This window comes from Streptococcus sp. 5004 (assembly GCF_013276755.1).
Lineage (GTDB): Bacteria > Bacillota > Bacilli > Lactobacillales > Streptococcaceae > Streptococcus.
In genome coordinates this window covers 1-24,412 of record NZ_VMLP01000034.1, presented here as the reverse complement: position 1 = coordinate 24,412, position 24,412 = coordinate 1, and the positions used below count along the sequence as shown (strand labels likewise).

At 39.3% G+C, this 24,412-nt stretch carries 22 protein-coding genes, 1 tRNA gene and 1 pseudogene; 4 read left to right on the top strand and 20 right to left on the bottom strand.

Features of this window, described 5'->3' with window-relative positions; genetic code table 11:
- From HT685_RS09640 to HT685_RS09545, 20 genes and pseudogenes are all read right to left on the bottom strand, one after another.
- Window positions 1–1,750, bottom strand: a pseudogene (locus HT685_RS09640) (hypothetical protein); the annotation flags it as partial.
- 322 nt (window positions 1,751–2,072) lie between these two features.
- Window positions 2,073–2,144: transfer RNA gene (locus HT685_RS09635), tRNA-Arg, on the bottom strand.
- Between the two features lie 66 nt (window positions 2,145–2,210).
- Entirely contained in the window at window positions 2,211–3,197 is a 987-nt protein-coding gene (locus HT685_RS09630; RefSeq protein WP_020901437.1) for a GMP reductase, read from the bottom strand.
- 201 nt (window positions 3,198–3,398) lie between these two features.
- On the bottom strand, window positions 3,399–4,178 hold the full coding sequence (locus tag HT685_RS09625; RefSeq protein ID WP_173279062.1) for a Sua5/YciO/YrdC/YwlC family protein: 780 nt from the start codon (window positions 4,176–4,178) through the stop codon (window positions 3,399–3,401).
- 27 nt (window positions 4,179–4,205) lie between these two features.
- Entirely contained in the window at window positions 4,206–4,799 is a 594-nt protein-coding gene (gene leuD / locus HT685_RS09620) for a 3-isopropylmalate dehydratase small subunit (RefSeq protein ID WP_173251797.1), read from the bottom strand.
- A gap of 9 nt (window positions 4,800–4,808) precedes the next feature.
- Entirely contained in the window at window positions 4,809–6,191 is a 1,383-nt protein-coding gene (gene leuC, locus HT685_RS09615; protein WP_173251799.1) for a 3-isopropylmalate dehydratase large subunit, read from the bottom strand.
- Between the two features lie 3 nt (window positions 6,192–6,194).
- Entirely contained in the window at window positions 6,195–6,464 is a 270-nt protein-coding gene (locus HT685_RS09610; protein WP_173279061.1) for a DUF1294 domain-containing protein, read from the bottom strand.
- Complete coding sequence (gene leuB, locus HT685_RS09605) at window positions 6,461–7,498, bottom strand: 3-isopropylmalate dehydrogenase (RefSeq protein ID WP_173251805.1); 1,038 nt, start codon at window positions 7,496–7,498, stop codon at window positions 6,461–6,463. The genes HT685_RS09610 and leuB overlap by 4 nt, the downstream gene beginning before the upstream one ends.
- An 11-nt stretch (window positions 7,499–7,509) precedes the next feature.
- A complete protein-coding gene (locus HT685_RS09600; RefSeq protein ID WP_173251807.1) occupies window positions 7,510–9,072 on the bottom strand; it encodes a 2-isopropylmalate synthase in 1,563 nt (520 codons plus the stop codon).
- Between the two features lie 314 nt (window positions 9,073–9,386).
- On the bottom strand, window positions 9,387–10,043 hold the full coding sequence (locus HT685_RS09595; protein WP_173251809.1) for an MmcQ/YjbR family DNA-binding protein: 657 nt from the start codon (window positions 10,041–10,043) through the stop codon (window positions 9,387–9,389).
- A 43-nt stretch (window positions 10,044–10,086) separates the two neighbouring features.
- Window positions 10,087–10,719, bottom strand: coding sequence for a copper homeostasis protein CutC (locus HT685_RS09590; protein ID WP_173251811.1), 633 nt, complete (start codon window positions 10,717–10,719; stop codon window positions 10,087–10,089).
- Window positions 10,720–10,810: 91 nt separating this feature from the next.
- Window positions 10,811–11,170, bottom strand: a complete 360-nt coding sequence (locus HT685_RS09585; RefSeq protein WP_119919762.1) for a YbaN family protein — start codon at window positions 11,168–11,170, stop codon at window positions 10,811–10,813.
- A 104-nt stretch (window positions 11,171–11,274) separates the two neighbouring features.
- A complete protein-coding gene (gene topA / locus HT685_RS09580) occupies window positions 11,275–13,362 on the bottom strand; it encodes a type I DNA topoisomerase (RefSeq protein WP_173251814.1) in 2,088 nt (695 codons plus the stop codon).
- Window positions 13,363–13,527: 165 nt separating this feature from the next.
- The gene (locus HT685_RS09575) at window positions 13,528–14,571 is read right to left on the bottom strand and encodes a TIGR00341 family protein (protein ID WP_173217788.1); all 1,044 of its coding nucleotides are present in this window, start codon (window positions 14,569–14,571) and stop codon (window positions 13,528–13,530) included.
- Between the two features lie 546 nt (window positions 14,572–15,117).
- Window positions 15,118–15,966, bottom strand: a complete 849-nt coding sequence (gene dprA / locus HT685_RS09570; protein ID WP_173251816.1) for a DNA-processing protein DprA — start codon at window positions 15,964–15,966, stop codon at window positions 15,118–15,120.
- Window positions 15,967–16,053: 87 nt separating this feature from the next.
- Window positions 16,054–16,743 carry a sugar phosphate nucleotidyltransferase gene (locus HT685_RS09565; protein ID WP_173251818.1) on the bottom strand — a complete coding sequence of 230 codons (690 nt, stop codon included), beginning with the start codon at window positions 16,741–16,743 and terminating at the stop codon, window positions 16,054–16,056.
- Window positions 16,744–16,754: 11 nt separating this feature from the next.
- Window positions 16,755–17,633: a DMT family transporter gene (locus HT685_RS09560; protein ID WP_173251820.1), complete on the bottom strand. Its 879-nt coding sequence runs from the start codon at window positions 17,631–17,633 to the stop codon at window positions 16,755–16,757.
- Window positions 17,623–18,492, bottom strand: coding sequence for a choline kinase LicA (licA, locus tag HT685_RS09555; protein WP_173251822.1), 870 nt, complete (start codon window positions 18,490–18,492; stop codon window positions 17,623–17,625). The genes HT685_RS09560 and licA overlap by 11 nt, the downstream gene beginning before the upstream one ends.
- A 16-nt stretch (window positions 18,493–18,508) precedes the next feature.
- A complete protein-coding gene (locus HT685_RS09550) occupies window positions 18,509–19,531 on the bottom strand; it encodes a ribitol-5-phosphate dehydrogenase (protein ID WP_000609870.1) in 1,023 nt (340 codons plus the stop codon).
- A 4-nt stretch (window positions 19,532–19,535) separates the two neighbouring features.
- Complete coding sequence (locus HT685_RS09545) at window positions 19,536–20,243, bottom strand: 2-C-methyl-D-erythritol 4-phosphate cytidylyltransferase (protein ID WP_000638489.1); 708 nt, start codon at window positions 20,241–20,243, stop codon at window positions 19,536–19,538.
- Between the two features lie 440 nt (window positions 20,244–20,683).
- On the opposite strand from HT685_RS09545, the gene tacF reads away from it, so the two are divergent.
- The 4 genes from tacF to HT685_RS09525 form a co-directional block, all read left to right on the top strand.
- Complete coding sequence (gene tacF, locus HT685_RS09540) at window positions 20,684–22,171, top strand: type IV teichoic acid flippase TacF (RefSeq protein WP_173251824.1); 1,488 nt, start codon at window positions 20,684–20,686, stop codon at window positions 22,169–22,171.
- A 9-nt stretch (window positions 22,172–22,180) separates the two neighbouring features.
- Window positions 22,181–22,984 (top strand): phosphorylcholine transferase LicD, encoded by an 804-nt coding sequence (locus tag HT685_RS09535; RefSeq protein WP_173251826.1) that lies wholly within the window; start codon window positions 22,181–22,183, stop codon window positions 22,982–22,984.
- Window position 22,985: 1 nt separating this feature from the next.
- Window positions 22,986–23,795: a phosphorylcholine transferase LicD gene (locus tag HT685_RS09530; protein ID WP_138700105.1), complete on the top strand. Its 810-nt coding sequence runs from the start codon at window positions 22,986–22,988 to the stop codon at window positions 23,793–23,795.
- 160 nt (window positions 23,796–23,955) lie between these two features.
- Window positions 23,956–24,412: transposase (locus HT685_RS09525; protein ID WP_173226936.1), on the top strand; the 457-nt coding region annotated here is incomplete at its 3' end.

Here is a 24,412-nt window from a genome sequence, read left to right as displayed (position 1 = left end):
CTTCTGTAGTTCCTTCTACAACAGAACCTTCTTCTGCTGGTGAAGTTTTGGGAACACCATTTACTGTAGTTTTTGTTTTAGTCTCGTCTAAATAGTAAACAGAACCATTTGCTTCCAATTTTTGAGGCTTTTCAGTATCATTTTCTTTAGTATTATATGTAACGTTTTCTGTATTTTTGCTTGTATTAACAACTACTTCTTGATTATTCGCATCAAGATAGTAAGTTTTTGTTTCAACTTCTACTACCGCATCAACAGTATCCTTATATGAATCTTTAAGAGTTGTCCCGTCTTCTGTTTGATAATGAACAGTAACCGAGCCTTTCTTTTCGACTCTACTCGTTTTTTCAGGACTATAAGTATAGGTGATCGTAGTATGACCACTACCTAAACGATAAGCACGCAGCGGTGTATAGGCTGTACGATAGTTATACGTCTCACGAGCAACGCCTTCAACGACCATATTATCGAAGTAGAGTACATTGTCTTCGGCATATCCATCCGTAAGACGGATATTTTTATCGGCATCGAATGCTACATCAGTAGCCGGTCTATTTTCTGAGTCTAAGGTCCCTCCTTTTTTGATTTCTTCATCTATGCCTTCAATTCCAGATTGCTGGACATATGAAAAGGCAAGGTATCTTTTCAAATTCCCTTCTGTATTTTCCAAACCTTTTGCTTGGATATAGGCTAAATAGCCTTTTAAAAATTCTCTACTTTTCTCATGACTGAGACGATCGGGATTGTCTTTGTAAACATTAATTGCCTCATAAAGCTCATGCAAACTAGATATATTATTATTTGGGGTAGGTAAGTTGAAGATATATGTAAAATTCACACTACTATGACTAGCGGTTACAAAGGTATTTTTTTCTAATACGAAGACATAATCTCCTTCCTTGACACCACCATCTTTAGCGATATTGTCAGAAGTATATTCTTTAGCCGTAGCTTCTCCTGCCTTGAATGTATCTTCTAGCCATTTATCAGATGTAGTGGCTGGTGTATCGGCTAATACATATTTGCCATAAGTCCCCTTGCCAGTTTCTTCGACAATCCAGCTACGACCTCCTGGTTTAACCCCACTGTGGTTAATTTTCCCATCATTTTGAACAAGACCTTCAGAAGTTAGTTTTGCAGTCACATTTCCAAGAGTAGAGTCAGAGTATACCCCTCCTCCATCACCTGTAATTTCTACAGCTGGATCCCCAATCTTATGATAGGTAGTATTGTTTTTTACAATAGTATCTTTTCCTACGGCACCGTGCTCTTTTGCCTTGGTTAAATCAGTATCGGTAATTTCGTTACCTGTTAATGATTTGAAGACTTTTCCATATTTTCCGTATACTTCATAATCTACAGAAATTTGTTTTTCAAAGCCTGCATCTTGATTTTGATCTTCTTCTAAAACAGTTCCATCAGTTGATACATATTTGTAGTCTACCTTACCTGTTTTAGTAATTTTATCTGTACCTGTTTCATTCGGTTTTGGATTAGGATCAAAATCTTTTGAATCATCATCATCACTCTCAATTTTCACATGTGCTGTATCTACTGTGATAGAACCCTTGCTATTTGATATAGTAGTAGTTCCATCTTTGTTATCGATAATAGCAGCTTCTACAGACTGAGTGTTGACAGACAAAGCGATAGCAGCACCCATAATGAGTCCGAGAGTACCTATTTTTACTGAGTCTGAACGACCATTTTTTAATTTACGAATGGAAAAAATTTCCTTTTTATTTGACAAAATATCAAGCCTCCATATATATATATATATATCAACCTAGTAACTTATTGAGAAAGAAATCTAAATTGTTGATTTTAGTATATCATTTTGTTCATAATTAGACAACTTTGACGCACAAAATATTTTATCTCTTCTGTATATTACTTCCACTAACTTCTACTATCAGAAAGAGGGCTGTTAAATCATTTATCGAATTGTTAAGAATTTAGAAAATCTGTGCATTATAAAAAAATAAAACACATCGTATCAAGGTCTTACTAGACATGATATGATGTGTTTTATGATTTGTTCTATTTGTACTCAGACTCCTGAGCTATTTACATCCACCCTGAGGGAATCGAACCCCCATCTCAAGAACCGGAATCTTACGTGATATCCATTACACTAAGGGTGGAAACTTGTTTTATTATAACAGAAATTTGCTCTAATAACAAGTTTTTTTCTAGCCGGATAGCCCGTCTTAGTGGGAAGCATCCCCATTCCAGATAGAGTTTTTCACGATAACATAATCAACGTGTTTAAGGTCAGCAACCTGACGTCCACCTGCATAGGAAATCGCACTTTGAAGGTCTTGTTCCATCTCAGTTAAAGTGTCTTGCAGATGACCTTTGGCTGGAAGCAAGATGCGTTTTCCTTCGACGTTTTTATAAGCACCTTTTTGATATTGTGAAGCTGAACCATAGTACTCTTTGAACTGTTCGCCATCAACTTCAATCGTGTTCCCTGGACTTTCAATATGTCCTGCAAAGAGGGATCCAATCATGACCATGCTGGCACCGAAGCGGATAGACTTGGCAATATCGCCATGAGTACGAATCCCACCATCAGCGATAATCGGTTTACGCGCAGCCTTGGCACACCAGCGTAGAGCAGCCAACTGCCAACCACCTGTACCAAAACCAGTCTTGACCTTGGTGATACAAACCTTACCAGGACCGATTCCGACCTTAGTAGCATCCGCACCAGCATTCTCCAATTCACGCACAGCTTCTGGTGTTCCCACATTTCCAGCAATGACAAAAGTATCTGGCAATTCTTTCTTGATATGTTGAATCATAGAAATCACACTATCTGCATGACCATGAGCGATATCAATCGTGATGTATTCCGGAGCATCAGCCTTGAGCTGGCTAACGAAATCATACTCATAGTCCTTAACACCAACAGATATAGAAGCAATAAGCCCTTGTTCATGCATGCGCTTAATAAAAGGAATACGTCCTGCCTCATCAAAACGATGCATAATATAGAAGTAACCCCCTTTAGCTAGTTGCTCTGCTACATTTTCATCCAAAATCGTCTGCATATTAGCTGGCACAACAGGTAGTTTAAAGGTGTGATTTCCTAGAGTGACACTTGTATCCGCTTCTGCACGGCTTTTAATGACGCATTTATTTGGAATCAATTGAATATCTTCGTAATCAAAAATTGGAAATTCATTTAACATATCGATGTCTCGTTTCTTTTGTAATAACCTACCTATGCTTGCGCATCTCTACGTCTTTTCCGACGTTTCCTTAATTTATTATAAATCAAAGTACATTTTTTGTCAAATAATTTTATAATTTAAATTATATTGTTCGGATTTTACTTGCATTAAAAACAAAAGAAAGAGGAGAGATTATTTTCTCTCCATTTCTCCTCTATCCTAATAATACTCTCCCTGACGGTAGTCCCATGAGTTAAAGGTATCTGACAGGTGCATCATGATTTTATCAATGTCAAGTCCTTTGCGGATCACAACTGGAGCTGGTGAAGTTGAACGTGCTCCTCCTTGTTCTGGGATGAGTTTTCCGTCCTTATCGACCATAGAGACCATCACGCCTTGCTCGTAGCGAGTTTCAATCGTTTTGTCAGATTGGATGGATGCCACGTAGTCATCTGCCTCGATAACAAGGTCCACTGCCCCTTCGATGCGTTCTCCGATACCTTCTACCTTACCTCGGTTTCCTTTTCCAGATGGGTTTGCTGATGAGGCGTAGACCATCTTGCCCTCTTCCCAAAGTTTGGCAGCCAATTGTTCACCAGCTTTCCCAAATTTGATAACGAAACAGCTAGTACCACGCACGTCAGTCATCAGTTCTTCACGGCCATCACCGTATGCTTTGAGTTTTTCAAAAGCTTCTGGTTTCCAAGGAAGGATACAACCAAGAAGAATATCTTCATCCCAATGTCTTTGGTAAAAGGTTTCAATTTCTGGGTTGAGTTGTGCTAAAGCGCGAAGCTCATCCATGCTACCACAGAGAACAACACCTGGTTTGTTACGGTTACGTTCTTTGGCTGCGAACTTACGCTCAAGTCCTGCCTTGTCACTAGTCATGATGATGTAACCAACTTTGGTAGGGCAAACGATACATCCGCCCTCACCTTTTAAAATGTCATAGCCTTCTTGTGAAAGTGTTCCCTTCCATTGAATGTGTTTTGTCATAGTTCTATTTCCTTTTCTATTTTTCTTCTAATCCTGCCAGTAGGTTGGTCGTTGTTTTTCATAGGCATCAATCAAATCTTCATACTGCAAAGTAATACCGATATCATCCAAACCATTTAAGAGTTTGTGTTTCCATTCGCTATCGATTTCGAAAGTGAATTCTCCAACTGGTGAGATGATTTTTTGTTGCTCTAAGTCCACAGTTACCTGATCAGTCGGTTGTAGCTGGGCCAGTTTCTCTCTAACCTCTCTGGGCTGAACAATAGGCAACATGCCATTATTGAGTTCATTATTGTAATGAATATCCCCAAAAGACCCTGCTATCACGACTTTAAAACCATAGTCCGCTAGAGCCCAAGCTGCATGCTCCCTCGAAGACCCTGCCCCAAAGTTATCTCCTGAGATGAGAATACTGGCTTTCCGATATTCAAGTCGGTTAAAGACAAAGTCTGGGTCCTCGGTGTACTTGTCATCCAGATAACGCCAAGCATACATGAGATACTTACCAAAACCTTTTTTATCAATCAACTTAAGAAACTGCTTGGGAAGGATTTGGTCAGTGTCGATGTTATCATTCATAAGAGGAACAGTCGTTCCCGTATAAACTGTAAATTTCTCCATATCCTCTCCTTACTGGGCCTCTGGCATCTGTCGAACATCTACGAAACGCCCTGCGATAGCTGCCGCAGCTGCCATGGCTGGACTGCAGAGATGGGTCTTAGCGCCAAATCCCTGTCTATCTTCAAAGTTGCGATTGCTGGTTGAGGCGCAATGAACGCCATCAGGTACCTTGTCAGGATTCATCCCTAGGCACATAGAGCAACCTGGGTCTCTCCACTCAAAGCCAGCATCTAGAAAGACCTTGTCCAAGCCCAACTTCTCAGCAGCTCTTTTGACAGGACGAGAGCCAGGTACCACGATTGCTGTTAGATTGGGAGCAATTTTCTTCCCTTTGACAAATCTAGCAGCCAGCTGTAAATCGCTGAGACGAGCATTGGTACATGAACCGATAAAGATATATCCTAGTTCAATATCAGCTGGCTTTTGACCAGGCTCCAAGTTCATGTAATTGTAGGCGCGCTCATCATTCATATCTTTAATTTCTGGGAAGCTACTGTCGAAGTCAACCCCCATAGCAGGATTGGTTCCCCAGGTCACCATAGGAGCCAAGTCTGAGACATCCATCCGGATAACCTTATCGTAAACGGCATCATCATCACTGACAATAGTTTTCCAATCCGCCACAGCCTCTTCGAAGTCCTCTGGAACACATTCTCGTCCTTTTAGATAGTCATAGGTGGTTTGATCTGGATTCATGATTCCCATCTTAGAGCCAAACTCAATAGACATATTGCAGATAGTCATTCGCTCTTCCATGCTCAGTGCCTCAATAGCTTGTCCACGATATTCCACGACATAACCAACACCACAAGCAACGCCGTACTTGGCAATCAAGGCTAAAATGAAATCTTTGGAATAAACTCCTTTTTGAGGAACACCAGAGAATTCTACCAACATTTTCTTGGGTTTGACCTGCCAGAGGGTCTGGGTAGCAAAGACATGCTCGACCTCACTAGTTCCAATCCCAAAAGCGATAGCTCCGAAAGCTCCGTGGGTTGCTGTATGGCTGTCTCCACAGACGATGAATTTTCCTGGTTGAGTCCGTCCTGTTTCAGGTCCAACCATATGAACGATTCCTTGCTTTTCGGAACCATGGGCCGCATGTTCGATCCCAAACTCCTCAACATTTTCAGCCAGTTTATCAATTTGAGCCTTAGAAATTACATCTCGAATATCGTAGATATTGACCGTCGGGACGTTGTGGTCAAAGGTTCCAAATGTCAAGTCTGGTCGTCTCAATCTGCGTCCTGCATCTCTTAATCCTTGAAAAGCCTGAGGACTGGTCACCTCGTGGATATAGTGCTGGTCCACATACATGAGTTGGGGCTGCCCCTCTTCTCCTGTGATGACATGGCGGTCCCATAATTTATCAAAAATCGATTTTCCTGCCATCCATTACCTCCAAATAACATATAAAGCTACTAGTGTAGTCACCATCCCAAGAAACCAAACCGTTTTAAAGTACCATTTTCGAGTCTTGTGGTGAAAAATGATTCCTGCTAGCCAGGCACCAAAACCACCACAAGTAAAAGCTAAAATGAGTAAGATTTTCTCTGGGATGCGCCAAACTCTTCTCCTTGCCTTAGATTTGTCAATGCCATAAATCAAGAAAACCATGACATTCCAAATCAAAAGGACTAGAGTAATTCTTTCGTCTAACTTCATAACCTTGCAATAATAGCTTCTGTCATTTCCTTAGTCGAAGCCTGTCCACCTATATCTCTTGTTAAAATGCCAGCCGCTAAACTAGCTTCAACAGCACGCTCAATACGCTCTGCATCCTCATAACGACCAAAACTATCTCTCAACATCATGGCCACTGATAAAATCATGGAGATAGGATTTGCAATGCCTTGACCAGCAATATCAGGTGCTGAACCGTGAATAGGTTCATAGAGACTTGGTCCATTTTCAGAATGACTGGCTGATGGCATAACTCCAAGTGTGCCAGATAGAACGCTTGATTCATCCGAGAGAATATCTCCAAAAAGATTCTCCGTCACGATGACATCAAACTTAGCAGGATTGGTAATCATGAGCATGGCAGCTGAGTCCACCAGCTGGTGTTCCAAGGTCACATCTGGGAAATCCTGTGCGACATCCTCAGCCACTCTTCTCCAGAGTTTTGATGTTGCCAACACATTTTGCTTATCGATGCTAGTAACGATTTTTCTCCGACTTCTTGCAATTTCAAAGGCTTTATGAATAATTCTATCCACTTCCTCATAGCTGTAGTCGTTGATATCACGCGCTTTTCGCTCTTCAAGGATATGATCTCCAAAGTAAATCCCGCCTGTCAACTCCCGTACCACGATAAAGTCTACACCTGAAATTCGTTCTGGTTTAAGAGGTGACAAATGCTTAAGACTGTCAAAGATTTTTACAGGGCGTATATTGGCATAGAGATTGAGTTCCTTACGGAGAGCCAGCAAGCCTTGTTCAGGGCGAATCGCTGCTCCATCATACTGAGGACTACCGATAGCCGCTAAGAGAATGGCATCTGCTTCACGACATACCTTGAGGGTTTCATCAGGTAAGGGATGGCCCGCTGCATCAATACCTGCACCTCCGAAGGGGCGTCTGTCAATCTCATAGTCAAAACCTGTTTTTTCAGCTAGAGCCTCCAGAACTTCTAAACCAGCCTCCATGATTTCTGGGCCAATTCCGTCCCCTGCTAGAGCTACTATTTTCTTTTTCATAGCCTTCTCCTTTACACACTAGGCATATCACGATAGGAAACGCTACGTCCCATCTCACCTGCATTCTCTTTTTGAACAAAAGTATTAGCATTGATATAGGCAATAGCAGAAGCCTTCAACACATCGAAATCAAGACCTGATGCATTAAAAATAGTTTCTGTATCTCTATTTTCAACAGTGACCAAGACCCGAGCTTGGGCATCGATTCCATCTGTTACCGCATCGATAGTGTAGGACACCAAGCGAACAGGTTGATTAAAGAACTTGTCGATAGCGTTAAAGATCGCTTCAACGGAACCTTGACCTGTCGCATTAAATTCGACCTTCTCACCATCCATATTGGCTAGGCTAACGAGCGCTTCGATGTCATTATCTGCATGGGTTTGCAGTTGTAAATCATCAAAGTGGAAGCCTTCTGGGTTTTCAACCATTGTTCCAGCTACCAAAGCTCGAATATCTGCATCTGTGATTTCTTGTTTCTTGTCGGCCAGTGCCTTGAACTTGGCGAAGAGTGGTTTGATGTCCTCTTCTGTATAATCTAGGGCCAGTTCTCTTAGTTTTTCAACAAAGGCATGGCGACCAGACAATTTACCAAGCGGAAGACTATTACTCTTAACCCCGACCAATTCAGGTGTGATGATCTCATAAGTGAGAGGATTTTTAAGGACTCCATCTTGGTGAATACCAGACTCGTGGGAGAAGGCATTACCACCAACGACGGCCTTGTTTTTAGGAACTGGGATACCTGAGAAGCGAGAAACCATTTCTGACGTATTGATGGTCTCATTTAGGACAATGCTTGTCTCTGCTTGATAGTAATTTTGGCGAATATTGAGGGCAACTGCAATTTCTTCCAAAGCAGCATTCCCAGCTCGCTCCCCAATACCGTTAATAGTTCCCTCTACTCGTCCTGCCCCATTCTTGACAGCAGCAAGGCTATTAGCCACTGCCATTCCGAGGTCATCGTGACAGTGAGGAGAATAGATAATCTGACGGTCTGTTTGTACATTGTCAATCAGGTGTTTGAAGATAGCACCATACTCTTCTGGCGTGGTAAATCCTACCGTATCAGGAATATTGATATAAGTCGCACCTGCATCTACAGCTGTTTGAACAACTTGCAGGAGGAAATCCAACTCGGTTCTAGTCGCATCTTCAGGCGAGAACTCGACCATTTCAAACTTAGAACGGGCATAGGAAACATGCTCCTTAATAGCCTCTAAAATCTCTTTCTTGCTCTTATTGAGCTTATACTTTCGGTGAATCGGACTGGTAGCGATAAAGACGTGAACCTGTGGATACTTGGCGTCCTTGAGTGCCTCATAGCAAGCATCAATATCAGACTTGACAGAGCGGGCCAGACCAGTTACCGCTGTTGTCTTCAAGACTTTGGCGATCTCCTGAACTGCTGTGAATGAATCTGGACTAGCAGCTGGGAAACCAGCTTCAATGGCTGAAATGCCCCATTTCTCCAGCTGCCTTGCAATGGCAATTTTTTCCTTGATTGAAAAATTAACACCGGGTGTCTGCTCTCCATCCCGAAGGCTAGTATCTAGAAATTCAACTGTTCTCATAAGATTTCCCCTTTTCCAAATGTGGTTTTAAAAAAACATCTCGCTAGGAATTCCAAGCGAGATGTTGATTTACTCCCGCTTGGTAAGCCAAACAGGACTAATGCTTTTTGCACTAGCCCGAGTACCTCAACAACAAAGCAAATTGATTAAACTTAGCTGTTTTCATGTTTGACTTTCTCCTTCGTTTGATATCTTGTTTAGTATTTTAGCATAGGCAAAAGCGCTTGTCAAGAAAAAATCCAATATTTTCTGAAAATTTCTTCAGTAGAGAATATTTTGCTAATTGAAAGTTATTGAAAGAATCTTGAAATGTTTCATTTTTTAGAAGTTAAATTCCAACTTCTTTCTATCAATTCCAGTACTTCTTCATCTACCAAAGTATCATCAAGCACCACACTAATCCAGTAATGCTTGTTCATATGAAAAGCTGGATAAATGCCCTTTTTTGAAAGTAAATCAGCTACTTGGTCATGTTTGAGATTGACTGCTTCCACTTGCCCTTCTCTACCCTTTTCCAGCTTATCCCAAGAGATTTTCATCAAGACGGCATACCACTTTTGATTGCCTTCATGCCTTAACACTGCCGTATCAGGCGATTTCTCCCACAGATATTCCAGCTGATTACCATACTTTTCCTGAATTTGAGTCATAATTCGCTTAGTCTGAGGACAGATAAAATCTTGCACATCAAAACAAGCCTTCCGAATCTGGTAAAGAATCTCCAGACAAGCCTCACGGACATTTCCGACAAAAGACCCTCTCATGCTTTCCATATGAACTTGAGGATAGAGATCTCCTGTTTCCTGATCAAAGACTTGAAAGCTCACATTATCAGCAGTGATGGATACAATCATGAAAAAGTCACCATCTAAAATCTGGCAACTATAGGTCCAGACTCCACTATTTTCTACAAAACCATAAGCATGAGCCTTTTCCTGATTAAATTGATAGGATTTAAAAATTTCAAACATAAGTGAAAACTGCTACCAAAAGCTAGCAGTTCCTTTCTATTTTTTAAAAGACAACCTTAGTTCCATGTAATTGTGTCACGCCCAGCTGGTCGATAAAGGTTTGACGGTTGTCCATGTCAATCCCTCCACCTGGTAAAATTTCAATCTTACCTTTAGCGTGCTCCAAAATTCTGTGATAATGAGCAAAACGTTTGTCTAGCGAGTCACCAGATACTCCAGCACGAGTTAAGATACGGGTGACACCAGCTTGGCTGAGCCAGTCAATAGCTTCTAACTGGTCTTCTTCGCTCAATTCATCAAAGGCCATATGAAAGACAATTTCCATTCCTTTTGATGCAGCAATTAGCTTCTCAAGATTAGCTTTATCCAGCTTTTTATCAGCAGTTAAAGCCCCAAATACAACTCCTTGACTTCCAGCCTGAGCAGTCAACCGAATGTCTTCTAGCATGATAGCAATTTCTAGGTCATTGTAGACAAAGTCGCCACCACGTGGACGAATCATAGTCATGATGGTCGTATCGTAGTTAGTTGCCAATTTAACCGCTGCCTTGGTCACTCCATAGCTTGGTGTTGTTCCTCCCACTGCTAGATTATCACAGAGTTCAATTCGACGAGCTCCAGCCTGCATCGCTTTTTCAAGCAAGGTCACATTTTCAGCACAAAATTCGTAAATCATTTGATTCTCCTTGAAGATTACTTTAAATTCATTATATCATATTGTTGTGAATATGCTTTCATTTTTATCAAGGCAAATAACTACTATTTAACTATTCTTTGTCTGGAATGACCTTGAAGAGATAATAAGTGATAAAGATGGTCAAGGCTCCCAGACCGATTTTGACTGGTAAGAGAGGGGCAAAATAAATGGAAATTCCCATCAAGATGTAGATGGATACGATGATTTTTTTCTTACGTTCACGCGCAATAGACTTTGTTTCTCGAAAATCAGCTACATAGCTCTGATAGAGCTTGGTATGATAAAGCCAATCTTCGAAGCGCTTGGAACTTCTGGAGAAACAAGCAATAGACAACAAAAGGAAAGGCGTTGTCGGCAACAAGGGTAAGACAACCCCAACAATAGCCAAGGCTAGTGATAAAAAACCAATTATCAGATAGATAAGACGCATAACTTCTCCTAGTTAAAATAATCTTCTTCTAGTTTCGCATAAAATGATGAATTTTGTCAAGTTCTAACCAAAAGAGCCTGAAATTCACTTTCAGGACTCTCTTCTTATTTAATCTTTTCTTCCTCGTAGTCACCCTTGCTACAAACAATCTGCTTGCCACCACCACGGACTTTTTTCTCCATGAGGAAATTGCCACATTTTGGACAGTCACGACCAACAGGCTTGTCCCAAGAAGTAAATTCACAGTCTGGATAGCGATTGCAACCATAGAAAAGGCGATTGCGTTTGGTTTTACGCTCAATGATTTGTCCCTGATGACAACTTGGACACTCAACACCAATCTCTTTCACGATTGCTTGGGTATGACGGCAATCTGGGAAATTGCTGCAAGCGTAGAACTTCCCAAAACGACCAAGTTTAATGACCATTGGACTGCCACACACTTCACAATCAAATCCAGCTGGTTCATCCTTGATTTGGATTTTTTCCATTTCTTCTTCAGCCTTGGCGACTTCTTTAGAAAATGGTTTGTAAAAGGCATCAATGACACGTTGCCACTGCTCTTTTCCGACTTCGACGTCATCCAGTTTACCTTCCATTTCAGCTGTAAAGGTCACGTTTACGATATCTGGGAAATATTCAACGATGAGCTTGTTAACAATTTCTCCCAACTCTGTCGGTTCAAAACGTTTGGCTACAAGGCGAACATAGTAACGTTTCTGAATAGTTTCAATGGTTGGTGCGTAGGTGGATGGACGTCCAACCCCATTTTCCTCCAAGGTCTTGATAAGGGTCGCTTCAGAATAGCGAGCAGGCGGTTGAGTGAAATGTTGCTCTGGTTTGCTATTAACCTGCTTAACCACATCTCCAACAGCCATATCTGGTAACATCTTATTCTTATCAGAATCATTATAAATGGCAAGATAACCATCAAACTTAACCTGACTACCATTGGCAGCAAATTGAACTCCATTTTGAGACAATTTAATGGCCATAGTATCAAAGACAGCAGCTGTCATCTGACTCGCTACAAAACGATTCCAAATAAGAGTATAAAGCTTGAGCTGATCCTTATCCAGATACTTAGCAATGCTTTCAGGTGTATTAAAGACACTAGACGGACGAATAGCCTCGTGGGCATCCTGAGCACCTGATGCATTTTTGACCTTGCTACCATGCTTAGAATACTTGCTACCAAAACGGTCCGTAATGAAACTTGCTGCTTCGTTCTGTGCCACTGGACTGATACGAGTCGAATCGGTACGCATATAGGTAATCAAGCCTTGCACACCAGAACCGATATTGATCCCTTCATAGAGCTGTTGGGCAACCATCATGGTCTTTCGAGTACGGAAGTTAATTTTATTGGCAGCATCCATCTGCATAGATGAAGTAGTATAGGGTAATGGAGCATTGCGCTTGCGCTCTTTCTTATCTACCTGATCCACTGAAAAGTCTTTACTAGTCAGACGAGACATAACTTCCTTGACCTCGTCATTGCTAGTCAGTTTCAGTTTTTTGCCATCTATCCCATAGAAGGAAGCCTGAAATTGCTTGGTTCCCTTTTTAAAGACAGCATCAATTGTCCAGTATTCTTCTGGCTGGAAAGAATTGATTTCATTTTCACGGTCAATGATGAGTTTAAGAGCAATAGACTGAACACGACCTGCTGACAAGCCCTTCTTGACCTTCTTCCACAAAATAGGCGAAATCGAATACCCGACCAAGCGGTCCAGGACACGACGTGCCTGTTGGGCATCAACCAAGTCCATATCGATCTTACGAGGTTCTTTAAAAGCATTTTTGACCGCATCCTTGGTGATTTCATTGAAGACCACACGGTTGGCATCATTTTCATCCAAGTTGAGAATGTGGGCCAAATGCCAAGAAATCGCTTCTCCTTCACGGTCCGGGTCACTCGCCAGAAAGACTTTATTAGCTTTTTTGGCTTCTTTTTTCAAGTCATTGATAAGAGGACCTTTTCCTCGGATATTGATATATTGCGGTTCATAATTATTTTCAATATCGACGGACATACTGGATTTCTTCAAATCACGGATATGCCCGACACTGGCTAAAACCTTGTAGTTTCTGCCGAGATATTTTTCAATCGTCTTGGCCTTAGCAGGCGACTCCACGATGACTAGATTTTTTTTAACTGTTGATTTTTTCTTTTTTGTTGCCGTAGCCACAGTATCACACCTTTTCAAAGTAATAAACTTTATAAAGTGTAAACCATTTTTTAAACCCTGTCAAGACTTAGCTACTATAATAGAAGAAAAGTTTATACTTAAGACCACAATCTTCCTTTGAGATACATAGAAGACTCGCGAGAAAAACCAGCTATTCTCAAGAAATTATTGTTCCTCAGACTCTGTATCAAATTTCTTGGCTTTTTCCTTTTCTTTTGCTTCCTTATCCTTGATATACTGGAAGAAATACTCTACCAGTTCTTCCTTGCTAAGTTGTTCTGAATCAGACAATTGTGAAACTTGAACAGAAACATCACTTAAACCATAGTCCCCCCTCTTACTGGAAATCATATCAAGTTCTTCTTCTGTCAAATAATTTCCTGAGATGGTTAGCTTTAGGGTATGAGTCTTTTTAGAATAGGTTTTTTTCAAAATATTATGCCCCTGAAACTGCTCTGATATAAATTTATTAAGGGACTCTTTTTTCAATGTTTCTCTGACTAAAGTCGTTGCAGAGATGAAACTCGGAATCATCAGCAAAACAGCAACTAGAAGCAAAATCCTGCGCATTTTAGAGTCTTCTTCATTATCTCTAAAATAGTGCTTCTTAACCATCATCAACCTGACACCTATATAAGTCGCAATGACAATAAAGCTACAATTGATGAGGAATAGGTAAGAGGAGCCTATGATAAATTTTAGATTAGCAGAAGCAATAGCATAACCTACCGTACAAAGAGGAGGCATCAAGGCGGTTGCAATCGCGACACCAGGGACAATATTATTGGTCTCTTTTTTCCTAGCACCAATAATACCTGCTATCCCTCCTACAAAAGCAATGAGAACATCCCAAATAGTCGGAGAGGTTCTAGCAACAATCTCCGAACTAGCATACGAAATGGGAGAAAGATAAAAATAAAGTGTTGAAGCTATTAAACTGGCAAGAATTTGAATAGCTAATATTTTAAAAGATTTTCTTAACAATTTAAAATCAAATATAGCTAGAGAGAGCCCCACCCCCAGAATAGGTGTCATCAAAGGAGAGATTAACATGGCTCCAATAATCACGGGAGTCGAATCCATATTTAATCCGATAGAGGCGATAAGCATGGCACATAGCAAAATCGCTAAATCACTTCTGGAGAGTTCTAATTCTTCATATATTTTATTTCTAAATTCTACCAACGAATACAGTTTATTATTTGTCACAAATATCTTCCTTTCCTAGCTAACTAGTCGCTAATACTCTTCGAAAATCTCTTCAAACCACGTCAGCTTCACCTTGCCGTAGATATATGTAACTGACTTCGTCAGTCTTATCTACAACCTCAAAACACAACAAGACAAAGCTGAGCTGACGTAAAAAGATTTTCTAAGAGTATCATCATAAATTTCAGACCATTTTTTATAATAACCATTTTATTTTTATCTGTCAAGGTCTTTGAATTCTTTCTTAGACAAGCCCTTGTAATCTCTACTTTTGAAGAATTTATTTTTCCTTACTGGCAATACTTGAGACGATACAGCTCCCTGATAATAAGCTGACCAAGATTAGTCACAAGCAACTCTCCTTTCTCAATTACACTAAATTGCTTTCCTTCCTATGGGAAAAGTCCTCCACTCCACTTATTCATTTAGAAAAAACGCATAATATCAAGTGCTGAAAAACTTGATAAAATGCGTTTTATTGTGGGGATATTTACTTCATTTTCTATTAAAAATTGATTTTTCTCAGAATTCTAGCTTAGGTCATTTTTAAAATTCAAATTCCGCAAGAACATCTTGCCCGCTGGTGACTAATTTTGCCCCTTCTTGAATCAAATGATGGCAACCGTCTGATAGTCCATCTAAAATGCTACCAGGTATAGCAAAGACATCGCGCCCTTCTTCCATTGCTCGCTCACAGGTAATAAGGCTACCTGAGCACATCTTAGCCTCTGCTACAATCACACCACGACAAAGTCCAGCAATGATGCGATTACGGGCAGGAAAATGAAATTTCAGAGGCTGTTCGCCAGGTCCATATTCACTGAGAACCAGATGGTCATTGCCGATGTAGTCTTGCAAGCGTTTATTGGCTTTAGGATAAAACACATCCAGACCTGTTCCAATCACTGCAATGGTTTTTCCGCTATTCTGAAGAACTGCCATATGAGCTGCTGTGTCAATGCCCTTGGCTAAGCCACTGACGATAACCAGTTCATTTTCCAATCCCTGAATGACTTTTTCAACTGACTTAGCTCCCTGTTTGCTACAAGCACGACTCCCCACGACTGCTACCTTTGGAAATTTCAAGAGGTCCAGATTTCCCTTGTAAAATAAAAGCACAGGTGCATCGTATATTTCACTCAAATCCCAAGGATAACAGTCATCTAAAATAGAGAAAGATGGAAATTTTTGAAACTCCTTCTCCAAATGCGCATCGTCTATCTGAAAATAACGTTCCATAAAAACGGCTGGATTACGGCAACCTGATATATCTGCAATATCACCTAACAACAGTTCTTGATCGACATTTTCACCATATTCTAGGACATTCAAAATCTGTTGATTGCTCAAACCTGATTTTTTTAACTTATAGATTTCATAGTTTGTGATTTTCATAAATATCTCCATTTCTTTTTCTAGTCATCTATTTATTCGTAAAAAATCAAAAAAACATCCGACAATTTTAGTCAGATGTTGGAATCTTTAATTTTCGTTTTTAAGAATTTCTTCTAATTTATGATAGTCTTGGACACTATCGATCTCATAGATGCTATTGCCTTCTAATTCTTCAACATAGACATCTAGCTCTTTGATGTTATCCTTAACCATATTGTCCCAGTAGAGATCAACAAATTCGCCACTTGCATAAGCCTTGTCAATAAAGCTAACAATTTTTGCTGCTGTTGGAGCATCCCAGAAGGATACACCACTAAGGATACGACCAGCCTTGCTATCAACAATAATGTCTTGAACCTTGTAGTCATCTCCATAGACCAAGAACCATTCGTTAGTACAATCTTCACGATAGACACTAAAATAAGTCGAACGTGTCAAATCATTGCGGAACATATTTTTAAAGAGATAGTTATCGGCATCGATAACATAACTGTTAGCTAATTCTTCTTTTACAAGATAGAGAGAGTAAAAGTTATTGTAGTCAGCGTATTTATCATTAAAAACGAGGCGAACTCCATATTTTTCTTTTAAGTAATCGAATTGTTCTTTAAGGTAACCAACTATGATGATGATGTCATTAATTCCTTTTTCTTTGAGAAACTCAATTTGGTATTCAATCAAAGGTTTTTGATTAACCTGAACCAAGGCTTTAGGGGTATTTTCAGTCATAGGACGCAAGCGAGTTCCCAATCCCGCTGCTAAGATAATGGCTTTCACACGAATCTCCTTTATTCTTTAATAATAATATAAACTCCAGCAATGACGACAAGTGACGTAATAATTGTCAGCATATCTAGCGGTGCACCCAAGAAAACAACTGCAAACAAGACAGTCCAAACTACATAACTCACGTTCAAGCCTGTAGCCTTGGCTGGTTGCAAGCGATTGATAGCGATATAATAAGCCAAGTAGGAAATCATATCAAAGGCTGCAAAGACAATCATAAGACCTAGCAATTGTCCATTGGCTACTGCAGTAAATGACTGATGAGAGAAGAGCACAATCACAAGATAGGACAAGAATGAAGTCACTTGACGAATCAAGAGGGCTTCGATTTCACTCAATTCACTTTCCATGGCAAAGGAGCTAAGAACACTCTCACTCCCCCATGCAATAGCACAAACTAAAGCACAAAGAATCCCAATGTAGAAAGAATTAACCTGTTCAACCTTATAAGTTTGAGCAATAATCCCTGCAATAATCAAGACAATCCCAAACACAGTATTTTTCGAAATCTTGTGCTTCAAAAAGAAGAAAGCCAATAAAACTGAAATCGCAGGGTAAATAGCCGATACAGATGAAGCCAAGGAACTTCCGATATACTTAACCGCATAAAGATTGGCCTGCATACCGATAGGGCCTGCTAGCAAGGCCCCGATGATCACACTCACATTGCGAATGTTTAAGAAAATTGAGAGACGAACTTTTCCTTCTTTTACCAAGAGAAAAGCTAGTAAGATAAAGATGCTCAAAAAATCATGAGCTGCAGCCACCACAAAGGGTGACAAATCTGTAAAAATCGAAAAGATGTAAGCACTAATTGTTAGACCTAAACCCCAGAAAATACCTGAGAGAAGGCCAAAAGGAACTCCGTTTTTACTTTTCATCTGAACCTCCATAATAAGCCAAACCTTTAACAGCTCTTTGGTAACGACTTACACCATAGTCACCAAAATCTGCGCCTTGCTCTTCCTTATAGACAGTCCATAGACTCCAAATAGTATCTTGTAAAATTTTATGAATGGCAATCTTTTCACGAGAGACAGGTGTTTGGTCACTCTCATAGTGAGATAAGAAAGCTTCTTCCTCTTGGGAAGTGAATTCAGACTCTAAAAAGAGGGCTGCCAAATCCCACATTGGATCATTCATTGATGAATATTCCCAGTCAATCAAATAAAGTCGTCCTTGAGGTGATTCGATAAAGTTTTCAGGCACCAAATCGATATGACAAGATTTTCTGTCAACACCTAAGTCAGCCAGTCTTTTCTCTAAGGCGAAGACTTCTTCTCGAACCGCTTCATAGTTGGCATAAGGGATTTTTTCCTCAATCAAAGATTCGTATTTTTTGATTTCTTCAAAAGGAGCAAATTCTCCTCTTAATTCCTTGCCAGAAGCATGAATAGTTTGTAATATTGGAGCAATTTTATCAAATTTGGTCTTGATTGACCTTGAATCAAGCGTAATAGCAGATTCGATATACTCATTTACTTTGATACCAGCTTCAATATCAAAAAGATAATTTTTTACATCTAGGTCTAAATCTTTAAGTAGTTCAAGATTGTACTTTTCATCTTGACGATTGATCAGTTTTTCTGTCCCTTTACCAAAGAATTTAACAATGTATTGCTTATTTGTTGTTTTGGCCAAATAGTTTTGATTGGTCATTCCCCCCAGTTGTTCAACACTGAGGACTTCCTCTTCTTGACTAAGTAGGGAAGAAATTTTTTCTTTAATGATTTTCTCCACAATTAACCTCCAGCACTTATACTTCCCACTTAAACACGGTTTTAAAGGCTGTGTTTAAATCGGTCGCAAAGACACGGTGAATATCTTTAATTTCTCTTACAGGTTCTTCTAAATAAAGGATATTTTTAAGACGATTGGCAAATTTCTTGACTTCCATCATTTGGATAGCATTTTCAAAATCAATGCGACCAGAACGAGAGGAACCAACCAAGAGCAAGCCTTTTTCTAAGGCATCGCGTGTATTGAGATTGACTTTATACTCGCTAACGCCCATCATGAGAATCGTTCCCTGAGGACGAATGTAGCGAATCAGGTCATTTATAGCCGGTCCAGTACCATTACCACCACAACACTCAAAAGCATGGTCAAAGGCCAAATCTTCAGGAATATTATCCGTAATATAGCATTCTTTGGCAAATGAGAAAAGTTCCAACTTTTCCCAATGACGACCAATAACCACAATCTCTGCTTCTGGCAAAGTATAATTTATAATATTAGCAACTACAAAAGCTAAACTTCCATCTCCGATAACGGCGATTCGGTCCCGCTTGCTATGAGCAAGGGTCAATAGACGATTCATGGCATGCATGCCAACACTGACAAACTCTGTAATGGCTGCAACCGTATCTTCGATAGCATCATAAGCCACCACACGATCTTTAGGGAGAGAAACAAACTCTCTCATAAAGCCATCAAAACCACTAGACAAGAAATGGGTCCCTGTCATGTAGTTCTCATAGAATTCTTCATCGCTCTGCATAGAAGGCTGATTGGGAATCATGACAACTTTTTGCCCAACCTCATAGGTTCCCGTCGGGTCAGAAATGATGGTTCCACATGACTCGTGAATCATTGCCATTGGAAGCTTTTTATTCAAAATCTTGGGGTCACGTTTTCCCTGGTAGTAACGCTGATCCGCATGACAGACAGCCATATAGTTAGGGCGGATGAGGATATGATTCTCTTGGTCAATAGCCTCTTCCTGATATTTGACATTGATAAACTTAGGCTTAGTTAGTTGATAAATTTGATTAATCATTTTACTAGTCTTTCTCAATCATACTTTTTGCAATCTTCAAATCTGTTACTGTTGTGATTTTTAGGTTTGAGTATTCGCCCTTAGCCAAGGCCACATCTTTTCCTTTGATCACAAAGATTTTACATGCATCTGTCAAGATTTCCTTCTCTTCAGCAGAGAGAGAACCGTAAAGGTCCATGAAGTCCTTGCAACGGAATGTTTGAGGTGTTTGTCCTTGATAAAGGTGAGCACGATTTGGAATATCTGTAATGAATTGACCATTGGTACTTTCAACGATAGTATCAACCGCTTCTACCACTGTGTCCACTGCGTCATGATTTTGGGCAAGTTGGATATTGTCCTGAATCATGCGAAGTGTAATAAATGGACGAACAGAATCGTGGGTAACAACAATGTCCTCTGGAGTAAGCGGACGATAAGCATCAATAGCTTCAATGATTTTCTCAATACTCGTATTACGGTCAGCACCACCCTTTGTAATGATGATACGATCCTTATGAAGAGGAAGATATTTATCTACAAGATCTTCTGCATGAGAAACCCAGTCTCCATGAACCCCAACTACAATTTTTTCAATACTTGGTTCCAAGACAAATTTTTCAATTGTATGAATCAAAATAGGTCGATCACCTAGCTCTAAAAATTGTTTTGGCAAGTTACTGATTCCCATGCGTGTGCCAGTTCCACCAGCAAGAATTCCTGCATAAATCATCTATTTTCTCCTTTGTCTTACTAAAAAAACTTATTCTCTCTATTATACCACAATCTAGTCCTATCATGAAAGAAATACCGGCCCTCCCGTTCTAGAATAGAAGGATTAAGGAGTTCTATTATTCAAAGAAACTAGTCCATTTCTAGTAATGACCAGGAATTCTGTAGTCATTGCTAATAAATGGCTGTGAAATTTTAGAGTTCTTCAGAATAATATAGTTTTCTTAAAGAAAACTTAAAAGTAAGCTTTGAAACTTCAAAGTGATTACTTGACTTATACTCAATGAAAGTCAAAAAGCAAACTAGGAAGCTAGCCGTAAGCTGTACTTGAGTACGGTAAGGCAACGCTGACGTGGTTTGAATTTGATTTTCGAAGAGTATTACTGCCCTTCATTTCTTATTAGCTGACTTTATGATATAATGAAAAACGAGGTAAATTGAATGAAAAGTATAAAATTAAATGCTCTATCTTATATGGGAATTCGTGTCTTAAATATTATTTTTCCCATCTTAACTGGTACCTACGTCGCGCGTGTCTTGGACCGAACTGACTATGGTTACTTCAACTCTGTCGACACTATTTTGTCATTTTTCTTGCCCTTTGCGACTTATGGGGTCTATAACTACGGTTTACGGGCCATCAGTAATGTCAAGGATAACAAAAAAGATCTGAATAGAAACTTCTCCAGTCTTTTTTATTTGTGCATAGCTTGTACGATTTTGACCACTGCTGTCTATATCCTAGCTTATCCTCTCTTCTTTACTGATAATCCAATCGTCAAAAAAGTCTACCTTGTTATGGGGATTCAACTCATTGCCCAGATTTTTTCAATCGAGTGGGTCAATGAAGCTCTGGAAAATTACAGTTTTCTCTTTTACAAGACTGCCTTCATCCGTATCCTGATGCTGGTCTCTATTTTCCTGTTTGTCAAAAATGAACACGATATTGTTGTCTATACACTTGTGATGAGTTTATCGACACTAATTAACTATCTGATTAGTTATTTTTGGATTAAAAGAGACATTAAGCTTGTTAAGATTCACCTAAGTGATTTTAAACCGCTCTTTCTCCCTCTGACAGCCATGTTGGTCTTTGCTAATGCCAATATGCTCTTCACATTTTTGGATCGTCTCTTCCTCGTTAAAACAGGGATTGATGTCAACGTTAGTTACTATACCATGGCTCAACGAATTGTGACCGTTATAGCTGGTGTTGTAACAGGAGCTATCGGAGTGAGTGTGCCTCGTCTCAGTTACTATCTAGGAAAAGGCGATAAGGAAGCCTATGTCGCCCTTGTTAACAGAGGCAGTCGAATCTTTAACTTCTTTATCATCCCACTGAGCTTTGGTCTCATGGTTTTAGGACCAAATGCCATCCTACTTTACGGTAGTGAAAAATATATCGGAGGCGGTATCTTAACCTCTCTCTTCGCTTTTCGGACGATTATCCTGGCACTAGATACCATTCTTGGTTCCCAAATTCTCTTTACAAATGGTTATGAAAAACGTATCACAGTTTACACAGTCTTTGCTGGATTACTCAATTTGGGCTTAAATAGTCTCCTCTTTTTCAACCATATCGTGGCTCCTGAATACTATTTACTGACAACTATGCTATCAGAGGCCTCTCTACTTGTTTTCTATATCATTTTCATCCATAGAAAACAACTCATCCACTTAGGACATATCTTTAGCTATACTGTTCGATACTCTCTCTTTTCACTTTCCTTTGTAGGAATCTATTTCCTGATCAATTTCGTGTATCCTGTGGATATGGTCATTAATTTGCCATTTTTGATGAATACTGGTTTGATTGTCTTGCTATCAGCCATATCTTATATTAGTCTACTTGTCTTCACCAAAGATAGCATTTTCTATGAATTTTTAAACCATGTCCTAGCCTTAAAAAATAAATTCAAAAAATCATAGGAGTATAAAATGAAACAACTAACCATTGAAGATGCCAAACAAATTGAATTAGAAATTTTGGATTATATTGATACTCTCTGTAAAAAGCATAATATCAACTATATTATTAACTACGGTACTCTGATTGGGGCAGTTCGACATCAAGGCTTTATCCCTTGGGACGACGATATTGATTTATCCATGCCTCGAGAAGACTACCAACGATTTATTAACATCTTTCAAAAGGAAAAAAGTAAGTATAAGCTCCTATCCTTAGAAACTGATAAGAACTACTTTAATAACTTTATCAAAATAACCGACAGTACAACTAAAATTATTGATACTCGAAATACAAAAACCTATGAGTCTGGTGTCTTTATCGATATTTTCCCTATGGATTGCTTTGATGATCCTAAGGTCATTGATACTTGTTACAAACTGGAAAGCTTCAAACTACTGTCTTTCAGTAAACATAAAAATATTGTCTATAAAGATAGCCTCTTAAAAGATTGGATACGAACAGCCTTCTGGTTACTCCTTCGACCGGTTTCTCCTCGTTATTTCGCAAATAAAATCGAGAAAGAAATTCAAAAATATAGTCGTGATAATGGGCAGTATATGGCTTTTATCCCTTCTAAATTTAAGGAAAAGGAAGTCTTCCCAAGTGGTACCTTTGATAAAACAATTGATTTACCCTTTGAAAATTTAAGCCTTCCAGCACCTGAAAAATTTGATACTATTTTGACACAATTTTATGGAGATTATATGACCCTACCACCAGAAGAAAAACGCTTCTACAGTCATGAATTTCACGCTTATAAATTGGAGGATTAGGATGCAGTATTTAGAAAAAAAAGAAATTAAAGAAATTCAACTAGCCCTGCTAGACTATATTGATGAGACTTGTAAGAAACATGATATTCCTTATTTTCTCAGTTATGGAACCATGCTTGGAGCCATCCGCCACAAAGGTATGATTCCTTGGGATGATGATATTGATATTTCCCTTTATCGTGAGGATTATGAGCGTTTACTGAAGATTATTGAAGAAGAAAATCACCCTCGCTATAAGGTTCTCTCCTACGACACTTCTTCTTGGTACTTCCATAATTTCGCATCGATTTTGGATACTTCTACTGTTATCGAAGACCATGTTAAGTACAAGCGTCATGACACCAGTCTCTTTATCGATGTCTTCCCAATTGATCGCTTTACAGACTTGAGCATTGTAGACAAGAGTTATAAGTATGTAGCCCTTCGTCAACTAGCTTATATCAAAAAATCACGCGCAGTTCACGGTGATAGCAAATTAAAAGATTTTCTTAGATTATGTAGCTGGTACGCTCTCCGATTTGTCAATCCTCGTTACTTCTACAAGAAAATTGATCAGCTAGTCAAAAATGCTACAACCAACACTCCTCAATATGAGGGAGGAGTTGGTATTGGTAAAGAAGGAATGAAAGAAATCTTCCCAGTTGATACCTTTAAAGAACTGATTTTAACTGAGTTTGAGGGCCGTATGTTACCAGTTCCAAAAAAATATGACCAATTTTTAACTCAGATGTATGGGGATTATATGACACCACCATCAAAGGAAATGCAAGAGTGGTATAGTCACAGTATTAAAGCTTATCGCAAAAACTGATTAAGGGCAATTATACAAAGTATTGAGTGAGACTTGGAAAAAACTCAATTGCAGGAAAAAATGAAGTAAGTCCCCCACAACAAAACGCATAGTATCAAGTTTTTTTGAACTGCACCCCAAAAGTTAGATAGAAAAAATCTAACTTTTGGGGTATTTTATTATGAAATTAACTTATGATGATAAAGTTCAGATCTATGAACTTAGAAAACAAGGATATAGCTTAGAGAAGCTTTCAAATAAATTTGGGATAAACAATTCTAATATTAGGTACATGATTAAATTGATTGATCGTTACGGAATAGAGTTCGTCAAAAAAGGAAAAAATCGTTACTATTCTCCTGATTTAAAACAAGAAATGATTCATAAAGTCATACATGAAGGCTGGACTAAAGATAGAGTTTCTCTTGAATACGGCCTCCCAAGTCGTACGATACTTCTTAATTGGCTAGCACAATACAGGAAAAACGGGTATACTATTGTTGAGAAAACAAGAGGGAGAGTACCTAAAATGGGACGTAAGCCAAAAAAGAAACCTGAAGAGAGGACAGAATTAGAACGTCTTCAAGCAGAAAATGAGTACCTGAGAGCGGAGAATGCTATCCTAAAAAAGTTAAGAG

What these genes read in the sequence shown, in the direction of transcription:
- HT685_RS09630 (WP_020901437.1), bottom strand. Translation starts at nt 3,197, where the DNA reads ATGTTAAATGAATTTCCAATTTTTGATTACGAAGATATTCAATTGATT.
- HT685_RS09625 (WP_173279062.1), bottom strand. Translation starts at nt 4,178, where the DNA reads ATGACAAAACACATTCAATGGAAGGGAACACTTTCACAAGAAGGCTAT.
- leuD (WP_173251797.1), bottom strand. Translation starts at nt 4,799, where the DNA reads ATGGAGAAATTTACAGTTTATACGGGAACGACTGTTCCTCTTATGAAT.
- leuC (WP_173251799.1), bottom strand. Translation starts at nt 6,191, where the DNA reads ATGGCAGGAAAATCGATTTTTGATAAATTATGGGACCGCCATGTCATC.
- HT685_RS09610 (WP_173279061.1), bottom strand. Translation starts at nt 6,464, where the DNA reads ATGAAGTTAGACGAAAGAATTACTCTAGTCCTTTTGATTTGGAATGTC.
- leuB (WP_173251805.1), bottom strand. Translation starts at nt 7,498, where the DNA reads ATGAAAAAGAAAATAGTAGCTCTAGCAGGGGACGGAATTGGCCCAGAA.
- HT685_RS09600 (WP_173251807.1), bottom strand. Translation starts at nt 9,072, where the DNA reads ATGAGAACAGTTGAATTTCTAGATACTAGCCTTCGGGATGGAGAGCAG.
- HT685_RS09595 (WP_173251809.1), bottom strand. Translation starts at nt 10,043, where the DNA reads ATGTTTGAAATTTTTAAATCCTATCAATTTAATCAGGAAAAGGCTCAT.
- HT685_RS09590 (WP_173251811.1), bottom strand. Translation starts at nt 10,719, where the DNA reads ATGATTTACGAATTTTGTGCTGAAAATGTGACCTTGCTTGAAAAAGCG.
- HT685_RS09585 (WP_119919762.1), bottom strand. Translation starts at nt 11,170, where the DNA reads ATGCGTCTTATCTATCTGATAATTGGTTTTTTATCACTAGCCTTGGCT.
- dprA (WP_173251816.1), bottom strand. Translation starts at nt 15,966, where the DNA reads ATGAAAATCACAAACTATGAAATCTATAAGTTAAAAAAATCAGGTTTG.
- HT685_RS09560 (WP_173251820.1), bottom strand. Translation starts at nt 17,633, where the DNA reads ATGAAAAGTAAAAACGGAGTTCCTTTTGGCCTTCTCTCAGGTATTTTC.
- HT685_RS09550 (WP_000609870.1), bottom strand. Translation starts at nt 19,531, where the DNA reads ATGATTAATCAAATTTATCAACTAACTAAGCCTAAGTTTATCAATGTC.
- HT685_RS09545 (WP_000638489.1), bottom strand. Translation starts at nt 20,243, where the DNA reads ATGATTTATGCAGGAATTCTTGCTGGTGGAACTGGCACACGCATGGGA.
- tacF (WP_173251824.1), top strand. Translation starts at nt 20,684, where the DNA reads ATGAAAAGTATAAAATTAAATGCTCTATCTTATATGGGAATTCGTGTC.
- HT685_RS09535 (WP_173251826.1), top strand. Translation starts at nt 22,181, where the DNA reads ATGAAACAACTAACCATTGAAGATGCCAAACAAATTGAATTAGAAATT.
- HT685_RS09530 (WP_138700105.1), top strand. Translation starts at nt 22,986, where the DNA reads ATGCAGTATTTAGAAAAAAAAGAAATTAAAGAAATTCAACTAGCCCTG.